The organism is Mesorhizobium sp. M0040 (assembly GCF_040323505.1).
GTDB lineage: Bacteria > Pseudomonadota > Alphaproteobacteria > Rhizobiales > Rhizobiaceae > Mesorhizobium.
This window is the reverse complement of the sequence record NZ_JAMYVA010000078.1, coordinates 1-17,655: the sequence shown is the minus strand read 5'-3', so window position 1 is coordinate 17,655 and position 17,655 is coordinate 1. Positions and strand designations below refer to the sequence as shown.

Genomic DNA, 17,655 nt, shown 5'->3' with positions numbered 1-17,655 from the left:
CTACGCCGCTCACAAGCACCCCAAGGTGCGTGCCTGGCTCGGCCGTCATCAGCGCTTCACCTTCCACTTCACGCCAACCTCGTGCTCATGGCTCCACGCGGTCGAGGGCTTCTTCGCAAAGCTCTCGAAGCGTCGCCTCAAGCGCGGCGTCTTCCACTCCGTGGTCGACCTCCAGGCCGCAATCAACCGCTTCCTCGAAGAGCACAACCAGCAACCAAAGCCCTTCAGTTGGACCGCCGACCCCGACAAGATCATTGCCGCCGTCAGATTCCATCCACTAGAATTCCACGCCGACTTCGCTCTTGTGTAGAGACGGGCAGATGATATGCAAGAAAAGACCATCGGTCTATAATCATATCGTTTATTGAAAGCGTTTCATTCCGAAAAATGATATTTCATGGAAGCGGTAAGCCCATGCGCCTTCGACCAGCATGCGGCGGGCCCGACAGTTCCCGGCCTTAGTGATCCCGCCACGTTTGATATGTTCACCTGTAGAGCTCTCTGACGGAATGTCGCCAATTTCGGCAACAAAGACGACGGCGGCAGTCAACGACACGCCTCGCAACGCCTGATAGGCTTCGACAACAGGAGCCATTGTCCAAGATTTGACAGTCTCCGAAATCAGATCGGTCAGACGCTTCAAGCGCACCTCGGCTCTTCGATCGCCTGGCAGTATTCCTTGAGTACAATGAAGTGGGCCGTATGCTCGAACTTGAGAGTCGATATCCACCGCATATGCGCCAGCGACCACGATGAGCGGCCCGAATAGATGCGGCCGTGTCGAAGTAGGACGACTGAAGCCGCTGACCCGCCCGCTTATAAGTCTCCTGTGCAGCTGCAGCCTCTCGAGCCCGCACGAGATTGCCCTTCCCGAGAGATGGGTGACAGTTCATTCCGGAGACAGGTGGACTGCACCCCTTGGGTGAGACACTCGCCGGGATGTTGTAGTCGAAGGCGGTGCCGCGTCTGGCATGGCTGGTCGGAAGGCCGGCACGCAGCTCGACCGATCTGAACTTGCGGGCGAGCAAGGCCGGCCGGGCCCAGATGTAGTCGGTATCCTTGCTCAGCATGTGCCAGATGATCATCGCGAGCTTGCGCGCAGTGGCGACGGCCGCGATGTGCTTCCCGCGGCGCGAGGCGATCCGCTTGTGGAAGGCGCGAAGAGGTCCTGGCGATCGCACAGCCGCCCATGCCGCCTCGACCAGCATCCCCCGCGCATGGCCGCGGCCCTGCTTCGTGATGCGCCCGTGATAGGCTGGCCCCTCACCGGACTGCCGCACGCTCGGATTGAGGCCAAGATAGGCAACGAGCTTCTGTGGATCGCTGAAGCGCCGTATGTCGCCGATTGCCGCGGCAACGCTCGCAGCCACGGTGACGTCGAGGCCGGGCAACGTCATCAGGCGGCGGATTGTCGGATCCTGAAGGGCATGTACGGCGATATCCGCCTCGACCACCGTCAACGCCTCGTTGATCTGGTTAATCAAGCCGAGGTGGCGCTCGATGGCGGCGCGCTCATCCGCAGGCAATATTTGCCTCGTCAGCCATTTGCGCCCGCTGATCCCGACGAGGTTCCCATGCGGACACGGCGGGATCAGGTGGGCGTGGAGGATTGACTGGATCAGGTTCTTCAGCCGCGAACGCTGGCGAACCAGCTGTGTCCGCCTGGTGACCTGTCTTCGGAGGGCAAGGGTCCCCGGATCCGGAACCCAGACCTCCGGCAGAAAGCCCGAGGCGTAGAGCTTCGCAAGGACAGTGGCGTCGATCGTGTCAGTCTTCACCTTCGCGTGCGCGATCATGTGCACCTGCTTGGGATTGGCGATCACGATCCGATCGACGTAGGGCGACAGCACTTCAGCGACGGCAGCAGCATTGCCCGTGGCCTCGATCACCACATGATCATCGTGGGTGAGTTCCTTCCTGGCGAACTCCTTGAGCTTGTTGCGCAGCATTTGAACGCGGCCGAGCTTGACGATCTTGCCATCAAGCAACGACACGACCTCGGCGGCTACGCGGTGTATGTCCATGCCGATACGCACGGTTCCCTCCATCGTTGGTCACGAACAGGGAGCCAGCGGGCAACACGACAAATACGGATCCGCGCTCGCAGCGCATCCGGGCGAGTCGTAGGGGCGGCCAGATAACGTGCTCGAACTCGCAGTTCATCTGCATACGACGGCCTGCCCGCCCTTGCGTGCTCCCGGTGCCCCGTGGCCCGGATGCGCCAAGCTTAACGACACATGACGACCGAACAAACGATGACACCAAGAACATCATGCCGGATAATGGCTTCATCGAGAGCTTCAACGGCCGACTGCGCGATGAACTGCTCAACGAGACGCTGTTTACTTCGCTGGCTCAGGCACGCGTCGCCATCGCCCTGTGGCGCGCCGACTACAACACCGCGCGGCCGCATTCCCAAATCGCCTGGCAGCCACCGGCCGAGTTCGCCACCACCTTCAATCTGCGACGGTCGCTCGCGCTGCGCTATGCCAAAGGCTCCGCGCCAGCGCCCGTCGCTTCACCCGCCCAGCAGGGCACAACACGCCGGAAACGAACTCAAAACTGGATAGAAACGGGGGGCAACGTCACCTTTTGCCGATTGCCGTGCCGAAAGCCCTTCCAGCGGAAACGAACGGCGCCATCCCCGATATCGATGATGCAGTTGTTGGAGATGGCGACCCGATGCGCGTAGCGCCCAACGTAATCGAGGATCCGCTCCGGCCCGGCAAAGGGAGGTTTGGCGTAGACCACCCACTCGGCCTTTCGAAGGAGGGCGAGAATGCGCAGGAAGGAGTCGCGCTCACTCAATGGCTGCAAGCCAGAGAAGAACTGCAACTGGCCGGCGTCGAAGACTTTCTTCAAATCCTCCAGAAACAATCGTCGGAACAGGCGTGAGAGCACCCGGACCGGCAGGAAGAAGCCGGGCTTGCAGGCGATCAAGACCGATGACAACGATGCCTGCGGCGTAGCCCAAATTATCCGGACCGGCTGGTATAAAGAAGGTGCGGTCAAGAGCCTCGACAGCCACCGTGTGCGGACTTTGCTTTCCTCCCGTGCTCAGCTTGCACGCGGCTGCGGACAACGGCGTGCTACCACGACGCCCTTACGCGCTTTAGTCCTACTTGATTTGGTAGCTCCCCAAGGGAGGAAGGCCGTGGTTTAGTTGGTTGTAGGGGACCAATCGAGCTGCCCCTTAAGGGGACAATACAGATGCGGCAAGGAGATAGACCTATGAAACTTACTTCCGGTCATAAGGCTTTTTGCGAAGCCGCCCACAAGAACTACCCGGATCAAACAAAGCCGGGTGGAAATCTTGATTGGGCAATCGCACTAGCCAGCGTTGTCAATGCTGATTGTTCCGACCGCTTTGCAAAGCCATCGGCACGAGGATGGAACTCGTCTTTTCACGCAAAGCTTTTTCCAAACAAATCAACAAAAATTGGGGCCTTGGCGCAAACGTATAAAGGGTTACTCAATGTAAAGACCCCGTTTGATCTACATTTGTATACGAGGCTTATTTGGGAACTTCAACCGAGGACAATTCTGGAACTCGGTTCTCTTCAGGGCGGAAGCGGACTGTGGTTTGCTGATCAAATGTCTGTACTTTGCGATAATTATGGTGAAGTTCATTCTTTCGATATTAATTCCGAATGCATCCATGTAAATGCAAAGCATCCAATGCTTACATTTCACCATGTTGATCTTTCAAACGTTTCCACTTTCGACGAAGATCTGCTGAAGAGGCTACCCCATCCTTGGCTCGTGGTCGATGATGCGCACATACAAGTTTTTTCGATATTTTCTTACTTGGGCCGCTTCCTTCTACCTGGTGATTACTACGTTATCGAGGACGAGCCATTGAGTGCTGATAAAGAGATTATCGATGGCTTGCAGTTGGTCGAGCAGTCTGGATTTTTAATTGATACTTACTACACCGACGCGTTCGGGACCAATTTTACTTGTGCTCCAAATGCATGGCTTCGAAAGTCGTAAGGATGAACAGATAGGTTGCCGGCTTGAGAGACCAAGAGGCCATGCTCTTCATTTTGCGTGGCAGGGTATGGCTTTGACTCGATCTTGCGGGTGTGGATGCGCCGCCAATCCTTGAGTCTGCTGAACATGTTCTCGAACTTGTGCATCTGGTGGTAGAGAAGGCGCCTCCCACTTCGTCCAGGAGCACATTGGCCAACAGCGGGAACATCCGGCGACGGGCCGCCTTTCATGGAGGATCGGCACTTTGCGGTTGGTCTTGGACGGGATGCAGGCAGTGATGTCGCGCTCAGCGCGACGAGGAACCAGTCGGAGACTGAACCTTGGTGATGACGGTTTGAGAAGAGCGGCGTATTGAGGCGGGTGGCTCGGGTGCCTTGTTGCGTTCATGGATGATTGATTTCGCTGTTTTCGGTGCCGGTCAAGAGGGGCGCTGCTTTTTGCTTTCGCATGCTATCGCCCTGGAGCACGATGCGGTGGGCGTTGTGCACGATCCGGTCGAGAATGGCGTCGGCGACGGTAGGGTCTGCGATCAGGTCATGCCATCTGGCCACCGGGACCTGGGCGGTCATCAGGGTGGATTTGCGGCGATAGCGTTCCTCGACGATTTCGAACAGATGGAAGCGCTGTTGATCGGTGAGGGAGTGGGTTCCGAAGTCATCGAGGATGAGCAGTTGTGCGCGGGTGAGTTTGTCGATGAGGCGTGGGAAGCGGCCATCGAGACGGGCGAGCGCCAAATCCTCGAACAGGCGCGGCACGCGCACATAGAGCACGGAATGATCGAGCCGTGCCGCTTGCCGGCCGAAGGCGCAGGCCAGCCACGACTTGCCGGTTCCGGTCTGGCCGGTGACGACCAGGTTCTCATGCGCCTTCAGCCATTCACCTTGGGCGAGCGCCATGGTGCTGCGCCGGTCGAGCCCGCGTGGCGCGGCAAAGTCGATGTCCTCGATGCAGGCTTCGGGAAAGCGCAGCCTGGCTGAGGCGAGCCGGTTCCGGACGCGCTTGTCGGCTCGCATGGCGACCTCGCGGTCGAGCATCAGGCCGAGCCACTCGTCACGGCTGAGCTCGTTGGCGTTGGTGCGTTCGGCCAGTTCGCGCCAGGCGGCAGCCATGCCGGCCAGACCGAGGGCCTGCATCTGGTTGAGGGTGGGGTTCGTCAGCATTTTCTTTCTTCCTTTCCTTCACTGGTAATAGGTGGAGCCGCGGATGTTGGCGTGCTGGGGTGTCGGCTTTGCCGGTTCTGCAGAGCTGGCTCGGTCGAGGCCGGCTTTGAGAATGGCGGTGACGGAGGCGTAGGTGATCGCGTTGATCAGCAGCGCCCGCTCGCAAGCCGCCTCGGTGCGCTCCCGCCCATAGCGCGGCGCCAGCGACAGGATGCCCATGGCCGAGCGGTATCCCTGCTCCGGATGTGGCCGGTCGTGCATCATGCGCTCGACCAGAATGGCGGCGTTGGGGCCGATCCTGGCCGCCCGGCTGATCAGGCTGGCCGGCGTGGTGTTGGCGTAGCGCTGGTGCGCCTTGGGCATGTGGTGTTGACGGTGACATGGCCGGAGCGCTGCGAGCGGCGGACATGGCTGGCGACACGCTGGTGATCGTGGAAGATCTCGACCACTCGATGAGTAAGCCGCACCTCCACGGTGCGCCCGATCAGCCGGTGCGGCACCGAGTAGGAGGTCTTGTCGACCTCGACATGATAGTCAGGATGGACCTTCACCGACTTCCACTCGGCGTATTCGAACGGTGCCGCCGGCAGCGGCTTCAAGGCAGCCCGCTCGATCTCCTCGAACAATTCGCGGCGACTTTGGCCGACATGGCGCATCGGCCGGTTGTTCAGCTCCTCGAGCAGTTCGGCGATCGCCGCGTTGAGCTCGGCGATCGAGAAGAAGGATCGGTTCCTGAGCCGTGCCAGAATCCAGCGCTCGACGATCAGCACCGCGCCCTCGACCTTGCCCTTGTCGCGCGGCTTCCGGCTTCGGGTCGGCAGGATGGTGGTATCGTAATGCTCGGCCATCGCGGCAAAGGTCGCGTTCAGCGTCGGCTCGAACCACAGCGCCTTGACGACACCGGCCTTCAGGTTGTCGCACACGATCGCTCTGGTGACGCCGCCGAAGAAGGCGAGCGCTCGCACCTGGCCCTCGATCCAGTCCGGCAGCTTTTGGCTGGAACTGGCAAAGGCGAAGGTCAGATTGGAGGCGCCCAGCACCGCGACAAAAATCTGCGCCGGGTAAATGGCGCCGGTCGCCGGATCGATCACCGGCACCGTCTGCCCGGCATAGTCCGTCTGCATCACCGCGCCCGCCGCATGCCGATTGCCGAATGTCGCGCTCGTCCGGCGTTCGAAAGCGGCGAAGTGCTCGCAGAACCAGGTGTAGCCGTAGCCGTCGCGATGGGCGGCGCGATACTCCTGCCACAACAGCGTCAGCGTCACCCCCTTGCGCTTCAACTCCCTGGCGATTAGCGCAAGTCCGGTTCGCTCAGGTCTTGCGGCGGACGACCGGCACGGCCGAACAGCAGCCGCTCAAGCGTCGCGTCGTCATGGCCCGGCGGCAGCGGCCAGCATGACAGCCCGGCCTCCCGCGCCCGCAGCAAATAGGTAGATACTGTCGTCTTACTGATCTTGAGCCGTTCCGACACCTCACGCACCGAAAGACCCTGCTCATGGGTCAGGCGCAAGATCGCTTGGATATCCCTCACGCTCCTTCGTGTCGCTTGCTTCCGTCTCGGCATGGCCCCTCTCAACATCATCGTGAGAGGCCAAAATGCCAGAACGGCGCAGCCGAGAACCGACCGCTAAATCCGCTCCCGAAAACCGTCCGGGATTTAGCGGAATCGCTGTCCGCGAATTACTGAAATCACTGTCCGGGATTTAGCGAAAAGGGTGTCCGGGAATTACCGGAACACGCACTTGACGCCGTGCCGACCCAAATCTCGCGCCACCAAGCCAAGCAGATCGCGGCACTCGTCCGGCCAGTGCGACATGGCCTTCAGTTCGTGGCCGATCTCGCGCGCACCGCTGTCCGTGCATCCCCTTCTCGGCCCGGCGCCGCACGATGTGGTGTGGCGCCAAGCCGATAGCTCACGAGTAATCAGCGTTCTCCAAAATCCTGCCTAGGCCGGAGCGCATGTTTATGGCCTTCGGCGGGTGGATGGCGGCGGATTCGCCATGGCGTTTATCGAGAGCCAGAGGCGACTGGCCAACAACATCAACCGCTCCGGATCCGGCCATTCGGGCGTGCCGCGCAAGGGAGCGGCGCTGCTGCAGGGCATCGCTGCTTGTGGACGGTGCGGGCGCCTCTTGGCTCATGTGGGGCCTGCGCGCCGACATGCCGAAACGCTCGAGCTTCGCCGTCGCCCAGTTCGACACGCTGCGACTGCGCCTCATCAGGATCGCGCGGGTGGTCGAGATGAAAACCCAAATCCGCCTGCACCTGCCGACATCCTGACCGGACCAGCGCATCCTGCGCATCGTCCTCAGTCGCATCCCGCAACTCGCGACATAAACGATAGGGCGCAGACGTCCCGAAAGAAACCCGCCGACCTCAACCCGCAAACCCCTCGCCTACGGTCACGACGGATCACCGCCGGCGCCCGACGAGGCTTGTCGAAAAGCACCACAACGGCGACCGATAGCCCATTCACGCCGCCGAAGCTCATCGCCGTGCATCAAGGCGGCTTGCAACGTGGCGGCAGTCCGCGAGCCTTTGCGAATCGGAACGGAGAGAGAAGACGGAGTACTTTGCAGGTCTGGATATTTGCTTCGAGACTAGAATTTGCCCATCTCAACAGGGTTGCCCGCTGCCGCAAAAAGCGGCACCTTCGGACCAACTGGCCAACGCCATCGGTTCCGTCACGCCGAAATATTTCTGCCAGACGAGGATGTTACCATTCCCCATCATCTCAGCATCACTGAGGTGGACGGCGCATTTCATAGAACTGATACTCCGTTCCATTAAAGACAACCGGCTCAAGGCAGGAAAGGCCCAGTGCAATTGTCATTCGGAGAGACCGTGTATTCGTCGGGCGTATGACAGCGACCAACCGATCGACAGATTGGGTTGCGAAGGCGAATTCGAACACTGGCTTAAGGCTTTCCGGTCCAATCCTTTGACCGGATCGCGATCCGAACAAGGCGCACCCGAATTGAATATCGCTACCGAAGCGGCTCACCCCGGACTGTCCCACGAAACGCAAGTCACCACTCTCTTCTCGTTCATAGATCATCCAAATCCCAATCCCGTAGGTCTCCCACTCATGAAGATAGAGGGACAGTCGCGCATCAGACATTTCCCGCGTTGGCGGAATTCCCTGCATCGTTGATTCGACTACTAGCGGATCACATTGAAGGCGATGCAGGGCATCAGCGTCCCAAGCACGTATTGGGCGCATGAATAAGCGTTGTGTTTCTAGATTCATGCAAATCTCATCCAATTGTAGGTAAGCGGCAACGGCAATTCCAAACAAGCAGGTGGGTAAGGACAGGTGGCTGCGAACGAGGTTGGCGTAACTCCGAAACGGCGCATGATGCGGTCGTAGGCCCTCCATGAATGTCAAACGCGCGTTCGCCGGTTGCGATCAGGTGACAGGGTCGGCGGCATTACCAAAAGGGCGCGTTGACAACGCAGTTCGTAAGGCGACGAGCACTCGTGCCGAATGGGCGTTGCCAATTAATCTGCGACATGCCTTCTCCTTGGTCCGTGACGTTTTGCCGATACGCACGCATATGTCGTGCCAAGCAGAAACTTATTACAAAATAACATGATAGCTCCTATACCGCTATGTCGTATGTCCGACATCGTCGGACATACGCAGTGCGTAACGCGATTGACGACCCGTAAAATCCGCTTCCCGTTCTTCCTGGATTGCCCACGCTGATCCAGTTTCGTTCGGCACTGCCTCCTAGTTGTCCCGGCCGCCCAGGATACGGGTTTACAGCCCGTCGCTCGACGGAACCCGCTGGATTGCATGCCGGCCCGGCGATCGGCGTCAAGGACGATGTTCGGAGCCTTTGAGGGCTTCGACATATGACGGTTTTCGGAGCTTACGCTTAAGTCGAACGATTTGGAGCCGCCGGTTCGAGGTGTTCACGGGCTCCGGCCGCCGACGCGAGTGGCCCTCCAGAGAAGAGGGCGTGGATCGTTGCGAAGAGTTACGAGGCTGGCGAGAGGCCCGCTTTTAAACACCCCACTATGCGGCGATTCGGCGCCGCCATCGCGAGATACTGAGAGCCTGAATCAACAATAATGTTTTTCTCTTGCGAGCCTGCGTGTGAGCAGGCGAATGCGGCCGAGTGTATCAAGGCTTCTGCGGAAGCTATGGATTTCTCCCAGTCCTTGGCCAGCCTGCGGCATCGCCCCCGCCATGCGAATGTGCGCTCCAGAACCCAGCGGCGCGGCAGCACCTCGAAGCTTTTGGCTTTGTACGTCCGCTTGACGATCTCCATGGTGAACGTGCCGATCTTTTGCATCGTACGCCTGGATTGATCGAGACAAAAGAGTCGAATCGGTTGTCGCATGGCGGCTGCGTCTGCTGCATCCGTCTTCCCGCGCTTTACTAATCATCAGGTGGCGATAATGCGAAGGAACGTGCCCAAAGATCGGCCGATCTTCGGCGTTACTGCCCATATTCCTTCGGATTATTTCAGAGCGTATCGAGCTAGGCGAGCAGGCTCGCATCCCGCTTCCATGATGGCGAATGACCTGCCGTTGCCGGAACGCCGAATTGGCCTTCGCACAGTGGTTGGTGGTGTCGAGGCTCACGTGGCCAAGCCAACTGCGAATGACCGTGATGTCGACGCCTGCCGAGACGAGGTGCACGGCGGTGGCGTGTCTCCTATGTCGATCAAGACATAGGAGACACTATCTGCCCCGCCCGACCATGTCGAGTAGCAAGAGTTCTGCTCAACATTTCCAAGGTTTATAGGAAAATGTGTAGAGATAGTTTGCAACCCATCCAGCAATCCAGCTTGGAAAGGGAGCAAACAACGAAGTATTTCATCAATCATGATTTGGCGTTGTCGCTGCCGCCAGAGGGCCCGGTGGGGAGTTACATTGTTCCGTTGCCGAGTGGCTCGGCGATCGAGGCTACGATTTCGGCCCGACGACAAGCCGGCCGTAAAAACGCGTGGTGTTGGAAACCGGCCCCCTGTCCGTGTGGTTCTATCATGCGCTGCGCGTCGAGGGGTGCCGGCGATCTGCGATGTTGCCGTGATCGAGGCCACCGGCAACGCGACGTCCGCTGTAGCTGTGCTTGCGCCGCCTGAGCCTGCCATCCTCCCATGCCACTGCTTCGGCGAAGGCGCGGTGAATATCCAGTCCGATGATGCACATGCCTATTCCTTCCTTCCTGGCTCAGTCAAGACGGGAGCTGGCGGGCAACACGACACCTACTGATCCCCGCTCGCAGCGCATCCGGGAAAGTCGCGAGGGGCGGCCACATAACGAGCTCGGGCTCTCAGCCCACGGACTAAAGACGGCCTGCCCGCACTTTCGTGCTCCCGGTGCCCCATGTCCCGGATGGGGGCCGCTCTCAAGGAAGAACAGCAGGACGAATAGGCACCAAAAATCACATACCGGATAACGGCAGGTCGAACGCATGAACCGCACCATCAAAGACGCGACGGTCAAGCGCTTCCACTACGAAAGCCACGAACACCTGCGTCGGCATCTGGTCGACTTCGTCGCGGCCTACAAGTTTGGCGGCAGACTCAAGACCCTCAAAGGCCTCACGCCATACGCGTTCATCTGCAAGGCTTGGCACGAACAGCCTGAGCGTTTCATCGTCGATCGGTTCCACCAAATGCCGGGACTTCTCTATTCGGCGTGTTGAAGTCAAGCGCCTTCAAGCCTTCCTAGGTCAATGGATTTCGATGCTTTCGCGGGGCCTTGCTTCTCTTCGGGATTGACGCGCGCGGCCCTCCCAGTTGGAATGAAGGGGACAATCTAAACAGCGTTCTCACCTGCTCACGATCGATACGAGTCCCGGCACGTCCTCTCTTCATCCTTCGTCCAGCGAAGGACATTCATCCACCCCTGGCGGATCTTGTTATCGGCTTCTCCCTTTCCTTTGATGACCGGCTATAATTTCACCGCTGCTGCATTCTCTCGCGCCCAGTGGAACTCACTGCCGTCGGACCATATCTATGCATGATAACCGCTAATCTACGAGCAAGAGCGACGGTCGCTCTTTGCCGGCCCCCGTGTTTGGCGATGTTCATCGCCCAAGCCTTCAACCATGACCACTTTTTCACCACCGTCAGCAAAACTTGCGCGGCTTCATAAGCAGCGTCCGCATCATGGTGTCACCGCATAGGGAAACACGCCCGACGCGATTAGCCTGATTGATGTAAAGGGGCCGGCCTCAAGCCCGATGCGGGTCAGATTCCATGCGGGGTTCTTCAATGCCTCAGCCAGATCGTCCGGATGACTCGCAACCTTCAGCTCTCGGCAAATTCGGCCCCCTTCATCTACGATGCGGTAGTCTCTTTCACGGAGACATCCAGTCCGGCATAATGCTTCATGCTGCGCTTCCTTTTTTGATGCTTGTGGCTGTCCACACAGACCACGTTTTATCATCAGCTCGAGCGCAGCACCTCAGAACTACCCGTTCAAGGCGTGGCGCAGAGCCGAATACCCCATCTAAACATCTAGATGCCGATTCCGAAATACCGCGTATAGGCGACATCGAGGATGCGGTTGACCAAGCTCGAGAAGCTGTGTCCGGCGGTCGTCGCGGCCAGGACATAAGGGCTGCGCATACCGAGCCCCGGCATGGAGTTGATCTCCAGGACAAAGGGCTGGCCGGAGCGGTCGATCCGGAGATCGACACGGGCGTAATCCCGGCAGTGGCAGGCACGGAAGGTCGCAACCGAAATATCCCGCAGCCTCGTCGCAAGCTTACTCCCGATGTGCGCCGGGCAAATACTCCCCGTCGCCGCAACCGCTTCCCCAGTCAGAAGACGCGTTTCGTTGTCGCCGAAGTCATGCTCCACCGGAGGCAACACCTCGAGTTCTCTGTTTCCCAGCAGCGCGATGGTGATTTCTCGTCCCTCGATGTATTCTTCCACAAGCGCATCCTGTGCATACTGCGTGACGATCACTTCTACGGCCTGCATCAATTGAGCAGGCTCATGTACGAGCTGCACTGCGCAACTGTCGGATTCGTGACGCGGCTTCACCACCATTGGGAATCGCAGGTCGCCGGTACTCTCGGTGCCGCGACGCATCACGCGAAAGTTCGGCGTCGGCACGCCGAGATCGCAGATGAGCCTCTTGGCGATAACCTTGTCGAGCGCCAATGCATGCCCGAGCGGGCCAGATCCGGTGTACGGGACGCCGGCCATCTCGAGCATGGTCGGAACGTGGGCGAGACGGCACTCGCCCTGAATTCCGTATGCCAAGTTGAAAACGATTCCCGAGGGGCGGGCATCGGGCTCGGGTGGCATGAACCGCTCGAGCGTAGCGAGCAGCCTTTTATCTCCTTGGCACAGCAGCGTCTCGTGGCCGCCGTCTTGCAGTGCCGCCGCTACACTTTTGACCCTCTCTCGGCCGTATTCCTCAGGACAAGGCTGACCAAACCGGTTGATCACGCCCGTATGGTCATCGTTCAACACGACAGCTATTCGCATGAGCTACTCCCTCATTCTTTCGGATTGACTAATCGAAGACAACAACTCGTCTGGCCCCCCCGGTGTCCCGCCGGTACGTCCAAGCGGCGAGCGGGCTTGCTTCCTCCAATAGGTGGAAATCGAGATACGTGTTGATCAGCGAAAAGCTGCCGGCCTGCACCAACGGCGGTGGCAGGAAACGCAGGAAGAGTTTGAATGTACCCAGCAAGCTCGTCAAAGTTACAACGATGAGAGCCGCCAACTGTGGTGAACACGAGCCAGACCGTTTCGCGAACCCCATCTCGATCGAGTACATTTGCGAAGCTTTCGCAGGTCGAGTACAGGGCGGTAACCGAAAAGAACGCAATCTCGCGAAGCTAACGGCGCAAAAAATATCGCAGCCGTGAGGCTCAACCGGATGGTACCCGTGCATATCGGTGGTCCTCCTTGACCAGCGGACGTAAGGCGACAGTTGCATCAACAGCAGGATTGCAAGGCTGATCGGGATTCCGCCGATTTCGAACGCTGCCGCAGTCAAGTAGCCGATCATTCCTTCGATCTCGTAGCGCGAGTGATGCTCCGTGTGTCGATCTCCAGCTCGTCCTGAACCGACAACCGCGCCAGCACCAGCGACCAGCCCGGGTCGCGAAAATAGCGTCATCCCGTCAGCTAGCCTCAGCGCCTCGACCTGCGCAGTCAGCGTTTCTTGCAATACGACGTAACTGCCGCTGTAGTCCTGCTGCGCCGGACGGAGCCGGTCCATCGGCAACTCCAGCATGGGTGGCGCGCTCGCCAGCAGCCGGAGCCAGTATCCCGACCTGACGCTCCAACACCTCGCCTGCCAGCCACTGGCGCTGCCAAATCGGGTGGTACACATACTGCGCTGGCAACCGCATCGGCCGATCTGCGCGGCCTTCCCAGGCCGCAGTGTAGAGTTGCTGAGCCCGCGTGTTACGATCCTCGGTAAGGAGTCGTCCGAGACAACTTTGTACAGGGTGAACAGCAGCACATGGTCGTCCACCGCCATGCAAACCAGCCGCCCGCGGATCGGTAGCCCGGCTTCCAAGTCGAACGCTGCCCGCGCTTCATGGCGCGTCAGCTCCGCGAGCTTCGCCTCCACGTCCGCCGGCGCTCGATCGTCCCGTTTCAGCGGCAGGCCGACGTCCGCCGGCCCGATCGGCTGGAACGGCTCGCAGCTAAAGATGGTGCGCGGCACCTCATGATGCGCCACCAACCCGTCCAGGGCCAACGACAGGGTCGCCTCGTGCAGCTCGGCGCGAAGCCGAAGCCCCATATTGATGTGATCGGCCTTACTGCCGCCCAGCAAACGTGACAGGAACCAAAGCCGCCGCTGGGATAGCGTCACCCGTGACGGACGCGGCAAAACTTCAATTGGCGGGACCGCACTCAACAGTGCAGCGTCTGTCGCATTGGTTTGGAGATCGAGCATGCTCATATAGACCTCCTCAGCCGGAGACTGGAAGACCGCTATGGTCGTAACGGTCCTTCACCGAGTCCTATGCAATCGACGTGCCGCCGAAGAGATCGTGAGAAAGAGGGACAAACCATGTATTTCGCGCCGCAACGGCGGAGTACTTGCGCCGCAGTGTGTCGGGTTCCGAACAGGGATGTCTTGAACCGGATATGGCCGAACACGGCAACACGGACGTCGAATGACGACGGTTCGCCGGCAAATCCGTCCGACAGCTCCTTGCGCGGTACGTATTTTTCATTGCGGTCATAGGTGAAGTTCCCGCCCGGTTTGGCAAGCGCATGATTGAAAACATAAACGGTCCCGATCCAATATTCGCGGTTACCGCTCGGTTGCCGGCGATGGGCAACCTCTCGCGGGTATGAACAGCCGGTGCCCCGATATGGCGGCCACCAGCAGATCGAGCAGCAGTCGAGCGGCGCCATTAGCGCGATGCGCGATGATGAAGGTCTTGTCGTCCTTCTTCGAGATCCCTGGCTCGCTCCATGATCAGTGCCAGAGAGATCCACCTGGCCCCAGCGACGGATCGAAGCCACTCAGTCCGCTGCGGTGACTGGGGTGGCTTCGTGCCAACCCCGGGCCATCCCGCAGCTCGAAGGTATAGGGCCTCTTATCGTCGGAAACGGCCCACTTCTCCACCATTTGCGTAACTTCCTATCTACAGGAATGCGTCCCCGAGTCGGCGGCGATCTCGCGCGCGATGCGGAAACCGCCAAACTGTATCTGCCCGGCGGCCTGCCGATCCAGCCCGGACCCGCTGGTCACCCCCGAATATGCCGAGACGCTGCGATCGATCGCGCGCAAAGGGGCCGGACATCCTGTATGGCGGCGAACTGGGACGTCCGTTTGCGCAGCACATGGCGCAGGAAGAGGGCTTTCTGACACTCGTGGAGCTGACGGGCTATCGCTAACCTGCGATAACCGAATGATCTTCTTGACCAGCTTCTGGCAGGAGGCGCAGCCAGTGCCGCCTTCGAACAGGGCGACCTGCTGGATTCGCTCAAGAAGGCTCTGACCGGAGCGCGCGCTGAAACGCGGAAATGGACCACCATCTGGCGGGCGGCGAAGACGCTGGCAATACGCGTAACGGCTATGGCCGCAGGACGGTAACGACCGAGACTGGCAAGCTGGAGATCGATGTTCCGCGCGGCCGCCAGTCGAGTTTCGATCCGCAGCTGATCGCTAAGTACCAGCGCCGTTTTCCCGGCTCACATGACGATGCTGAGGTCAAGAGCTGTGTTAGGGCGGCATCGTGTTGCTCCAATTGATGGCGAACCCGCTCGGGACTGGAAGGGTTCGGCCGCAGTTTGCGACGGACTGATGAGGTTGTCGTCGAGGCCACGGGCAACGCCATGGCGGTGGTGCGGGTTCTGTCGCCCTATGTCGGCCGGGTGATTGTCGCCAACCCGATGCAGGTGAAGGCGATCGCCCATGCCAGGATTAAGACCGACAAGATCGATGCCGGCGTTCTGGCGCAGCTCCATGCCAGCGGCTTTCTGCCGGAGGTCTGGGTACCTGACGAGCGGACCGAGCGGCTTCGCCGCCTCGTCGCGCGGCGCAACCAGGTAGTTCGGCATCGCACGCGCGTGAAGAACGAGGTGCATGGCATCCTGCAGGCGCACCTCGTGCCGAAGTGCCCGCATGCCGATCTGTTCAACAATCGCGGTCGCGCCTGGCTCGAGCGGCAGGTGCTTCCCGACGACGAGCGGGCCGCTATCGCCCGCCACATCCGCGAGATCGACCGCCTGGCCGAGGATCTGGCCGACCTCGATCGCGACATCGCCCGGGAAGCGATTGATGATGTGCAAGTCCGGCGGCTTCAGACGATCACCGGCGTCAATGCCATCGTCGCGAGCGGTATCATCGCCGCCGTCGGCTACATCCGGCGGTTCCGCGAGCCGCAGAAGCTGGTGAGCTACTTCGGCCTCAATCCGCGTGTGCGTCAATCCGGTCTTGGCTTGGCGCAATATGGCCGGATCAGCAAACATGGTCGTTCCCATGCCCGCGCCATGCTGGTCGAGGCCGCCTGGGCGACGGCGAAGGCGCCCGGACCGCTCAGGGCCTTCTTCCTACGCATCCGTAACAAGCGCGGCCATCAGGTCGCAGCCGTGGCACTCGCCCGCAAGCTCGCCGTGTTGATCTGGCATCTGCTGACAAAGGAGCAGGACTACTTCTGGGCTCGCCCGGCGCTGGTGGCGGCAAAGCAGAGGCAGCTCGCTCTCAAGGCCGGCGCGCCGGGCGAGCGCGGTGTCGGTCGCCGCGGTTCGGCTTACGCCTACAACGTGAAGGAGTTGCGAAACAGCGAGAAAGCCGCGGCCGAGAATGCCGAACGTGCCTACGAGCTAATGGTTCGGCATTGGCGGTCACGAGGGCCGAAGCGGCGCACGGACGCCACAAACGAGGAACGACTATAACGGCTGCGTGGCGGCACTCTCATCCTCTCGCACCACTCTTTGCCACGTGGTCGTCCGTGCCGGACAAATATAGCACAAGGAAATGTGGCGGCACGACCGACGCCCTCGGTCCGCTCCAGAATGGCGCCGTGCTCGACGCCGTCAAGGCGTGGCCTGGAAACCTCGCAGCCGGCCGCGGCGCCATCGCACCGGCCAGCTTTGACTGCGTCTCGACACGCTCGCATGGGAAATCCTGTGGGCCGGGACGAAGAAACAGGCTCACCTGAGCCGAACAAAGAAACGCAACAGGAATCGAAAAAGTCGAAATCAGGCTTGTCGATGTCATCCGTGGTGTAAATGATCCGACAAACCTCGTCCGGGAACGCGAAGAATGGAATGACCTCGCCCTAAGCGCGCCGCCGGCTCTGGCCGATGCCGGGATGGCGCAGGCCCCATAGGCCGGTCTCAAACGCCGCCAATGCCTAATGGGCGGCATCGGCACCGACGGCGCGGCAGGTTTCCTTGAGTGCGCTGGCGAGGCTCTTGCGGTCTTTCCAGGACACGAAGTCCATGGAGTTGCGCAGCAGGTGGACGATGCTGCCTGGATGATCGCCTCCGGGAATACAGCGGTGATCGCGTCCGGGAAGCCTTCAGGCCATCGACGACAGCCAGAAGGATATCCTCTGTACCGCGGTTGTTGAGTTCGTTCATCACTCGCAGCCAGAACTTGGCGCCTTCATTCTGCTCGAGCCACAGGCCCAGAACGTCCTTTGCACCATCGGCGCGCACGCCCAGCGCGATGTGGATGGCCTTGTTGCGGACCATGCCTTGATCGCGGATCTTGACCCGGATCGCATCGAAGAAGACCAGCGGGTAAATCGGATCTAGCGGCCTTTGCTGCCCGATGGCGACTTCGTCGAGCATGGCGTCCGTCACCGTTGAGATCAGGTCCGCTGACAGTTCGATGCCGTACAGATCGCGCAGGTGCCCGGTGATCTCCCGGGTGCTCATGCCGCGCGCGTACATCAATAGGATCTTGTCATCAAAGCCGTGTCACGCAATCGGGCCCAGCTCTGGTCATGTCGACCCGTCCGTGATGGCGCAGCCGGCCGTCTTCCCAAACCACCACCTCCGCAAAGGTGCGGTGGATGTCCATTCCAATCACACGTCTCATCGGC

The 17,655-nt window shown here is 60.1% G+C and carries 6 protein-coding genes and 14 pseudogenes; 7 read left to right on the top strand and 13 right to left on the bottom strand.

What is annotated here, in order from left to right:
* Nucleotides 1-310, top strand: a pseudogene (locus tag NKJ91_RS31710) (IS630 family transposase); the annotation flags it as partial.
* 90 nt (nt 311-400) lie between these two features.
* On the opposite strand, the pseudogene NKJ91_RS31705 reads toward NKJ91_RS31710, so the two are convergent.
* Together NKJ91_RS31705 and NKJ91_RS31700 are read right to left on the bottom strand one after the other, a co-directional pair.
* Nucleotides 401-863: pseudogene (locus NKJ91_RS31705) on the bottom strand (transposase); the annotation flags it as partial.
* A gap of 75 nt (nt 864-938) precedes the next feature.
* Nucleotides 939-2,048 (bottom strand): annotated as a pseudogene (locus tag NKJ91_RS31700) (IS110 family RNA-guided transposase); the annotation flags it as partial.
* A 233-nt stretch (nt 2,049-2,281) separates the two neighbouring features.
* Here NKJ91_RS31700 and NKJ91_RS33965 point away from each other — a divergent pair.
* Nucleotides 2,282-2,570 (top strand): annotated as a pseudogene (locus tag NKJ91_RS33965) (integrase core domain-containing protein); the annotation flags it as partial.
* Between the two features lie 16 nt (nt 2,571-2,586).
* Here the strand turns inward: NKJ91_RS33965 and NKJ91_RS31690 are convergent.
* Nucleotides 2,587-2,937: pseudogene (locus NKJ91_RS31690) on the bottom strand (transposase); the annotation flags it as partial.
* Between the two features lie 294 nt (nt 2,938-3,231).
* On the opposite strand from NKJ91_RS31690, the gene NKJ91_RS31685 reads away from it, so the two are divergent.
* On the top strand, nt 3,232-3,993 hold the full coding sequence (locus NKJ91_RS31685) for a CmcI family methyltransferase (protein ID WP_352458633.1): 762 nt from the start codon (nt 3,232-3,234) through the stop codon (nt 3,991-3,993).
* A 383-nt stretch (nt 3,994-4,376) separates the two neighbouring features.
* On the opposite strand, the gene istB is transcribed toward NKJ91_RS31685, so the two are convergent.
* Nucleotides 4,377-5,153 (bottom strand): IS21-like element helper ATPase IstB, encoded by a 777-nt coding sequence (gene istB / locus NKJ91_RS31680; protein ID WP_352458632.1) that lies wholly within the window; start codon nt 5,151-5,153, stop codon nt 4,377-4,379.
* Nucleotides 5,154-5,171: 18 nt separating this feature from the next.
* A pseudogene (gene istA / locus NKJ91_RS31675) lies at nt 5,172-6,717 on the bottom strand (IS21 family transposase).
* A gap of 557 nt (nt 6,718-7,274) precedes the next feature.
* Between istA and NKJ91_RS31670 the strand changes: the two are divergent.
* A pseudogene (locus NKJ91_RS31670) lies at nt 7,275-7,497 on the top strand (transposase); the annotation flags it as partial.
* Nucleotides 7,498-7,893: 396 nt separating this feature from the next.
* Here NKJ91_RS31670 and NKJ91_RS31665 read toward each other — a convergent pair.
* From NKJ91_RS31665 to NKJ91_RS31655, 3 genes and pseudogenes are all read right to left on the bottom strand, one after another.
* Complete coding sequence (locus NKJ91_RS31665; RefSeq protein ID WP_352458635.1) at nt 7,894-8,376, bottom strand: GNAT family N-acetyltransferase; 483 nt, start codon at nt 8,374-8,376, stop codon at nt 7,894-7,896.
* Between the two features lie 845 nt (nt 8,377-9,221).
* Nucleotides 9,222-9,451, bottom strand: a pseudogene (locus NKJ91_RS31660) (transposase); the annotation flags it as partial.
* A 697-nt stretch (nt 9,452-10,148) separates the two neighbouring features.
* On the bottom strand, nt 10,149-10,316 hold the full coding sequence (locus NKJ91_RS31655; RefSeq protein WP_352458631.1) for a hypothetical protein: 168 nt from the start codon (nt 10,314-10,316) through the stop codon (nt 10,149-10,151).
* A 253-nt stretch (nt 10,317-10,569) separates the two neighbouring features.
* On the opposite strand from NKJ91_RS31655, the pseudogene NKJ91_RS31650 reads away from it, so the two are divergent.
* Nucleotides 10,570-10,815, top strand: a pseudogene (locus tag NKJ91_RS31650) (IS481 family transposase); the annotation flags it as partial.
* 248 nt (nt 10,816-11,063) lie between these two features.
* Here the strand turns inward: NKJ91_RS31650 and NKJ91_RS33960 are convergent.
* The 4 genes and pseudogenes from NKJ91_RS33960 to NKJ91_RS33955 all read right to left on the bottom strand — a co-directional run.
* Nucleotides 11,064-11,325, bottom strand: a pseudogene (locus tag NKJ91_RS33960) (IS110 family RNA-guided transposase); the annotation flags it as partial.
* 307 nt (nt 11,326-11,632) lie between these two features.
* Entirely contained in the window at nt 11,633-12,613 is a 981-nt protein-coding gene (locus NKJ91_RS31640; RefSeq protein WP_352458630.1) for a D-alanine--D-alanine ligase family protein, read from the bottom strand.
* A gap of 28 nt (nt 12,614-12,641) precedes the next feature.
* Nucleotides 12,642-14,048 (bottom strand): condensation domain-containing protein, encoded by a 1,407-nt coding sequence (locus tag NKJ91_RS31635; protein WP_352458629.1) that lies wholly within the window; start codon nt 14,046-14,048, stop codon nt 12,642-12,644.
* A 230-nt stretch (nt 14,049-14,278) separates the two neighbouring features.
* A pseudogene (locus NKJ91_RS33955) lies at nt 14,279-14,729 on the bottom strand (ABC transporter substrate-binding protein); the annotation flags it as partial.
* A gap of 300 nt (nt 14,730-15,029) precedes the next feature.
* Between NKJ91_RS33955 and NKJ91_RS31630 the strand changes: the two are divergent.
* Together NKJ91_RS31630 and NKJ91_RS31625 are read left to right on the top strand one after the other, a co-directional pair.
* Nucleotides 15,030-15,337, top strand: a pseudogene (locus NKJ91_RS31630) (transposase); the annotation flags it as partial.
* Nucleotides 15,338-15,358: 21 nt separating this feature from the next.
* Nucleotides 15,359-16,498, top strand: a pseudogene (locus tag NKJ91_RS31625) (IS110 family RNA-guided transposase); the annotation flags it as partial.
* 314 nt (nt 16,499-16,812) lie between these two features.
* Here the strand turns inward: NKJ91_RS31625 and NKJ91_RS31620 are convergent.
* A pseudogene (locus NKJ91_RS31620) lies at nt 16,813-17,527 on the bottom strand (IS256 family transposase); the annotation flags it as partial.
* Between the last annotated feature and the right edge of the window lie 128 nt (nt 17,528-17,655).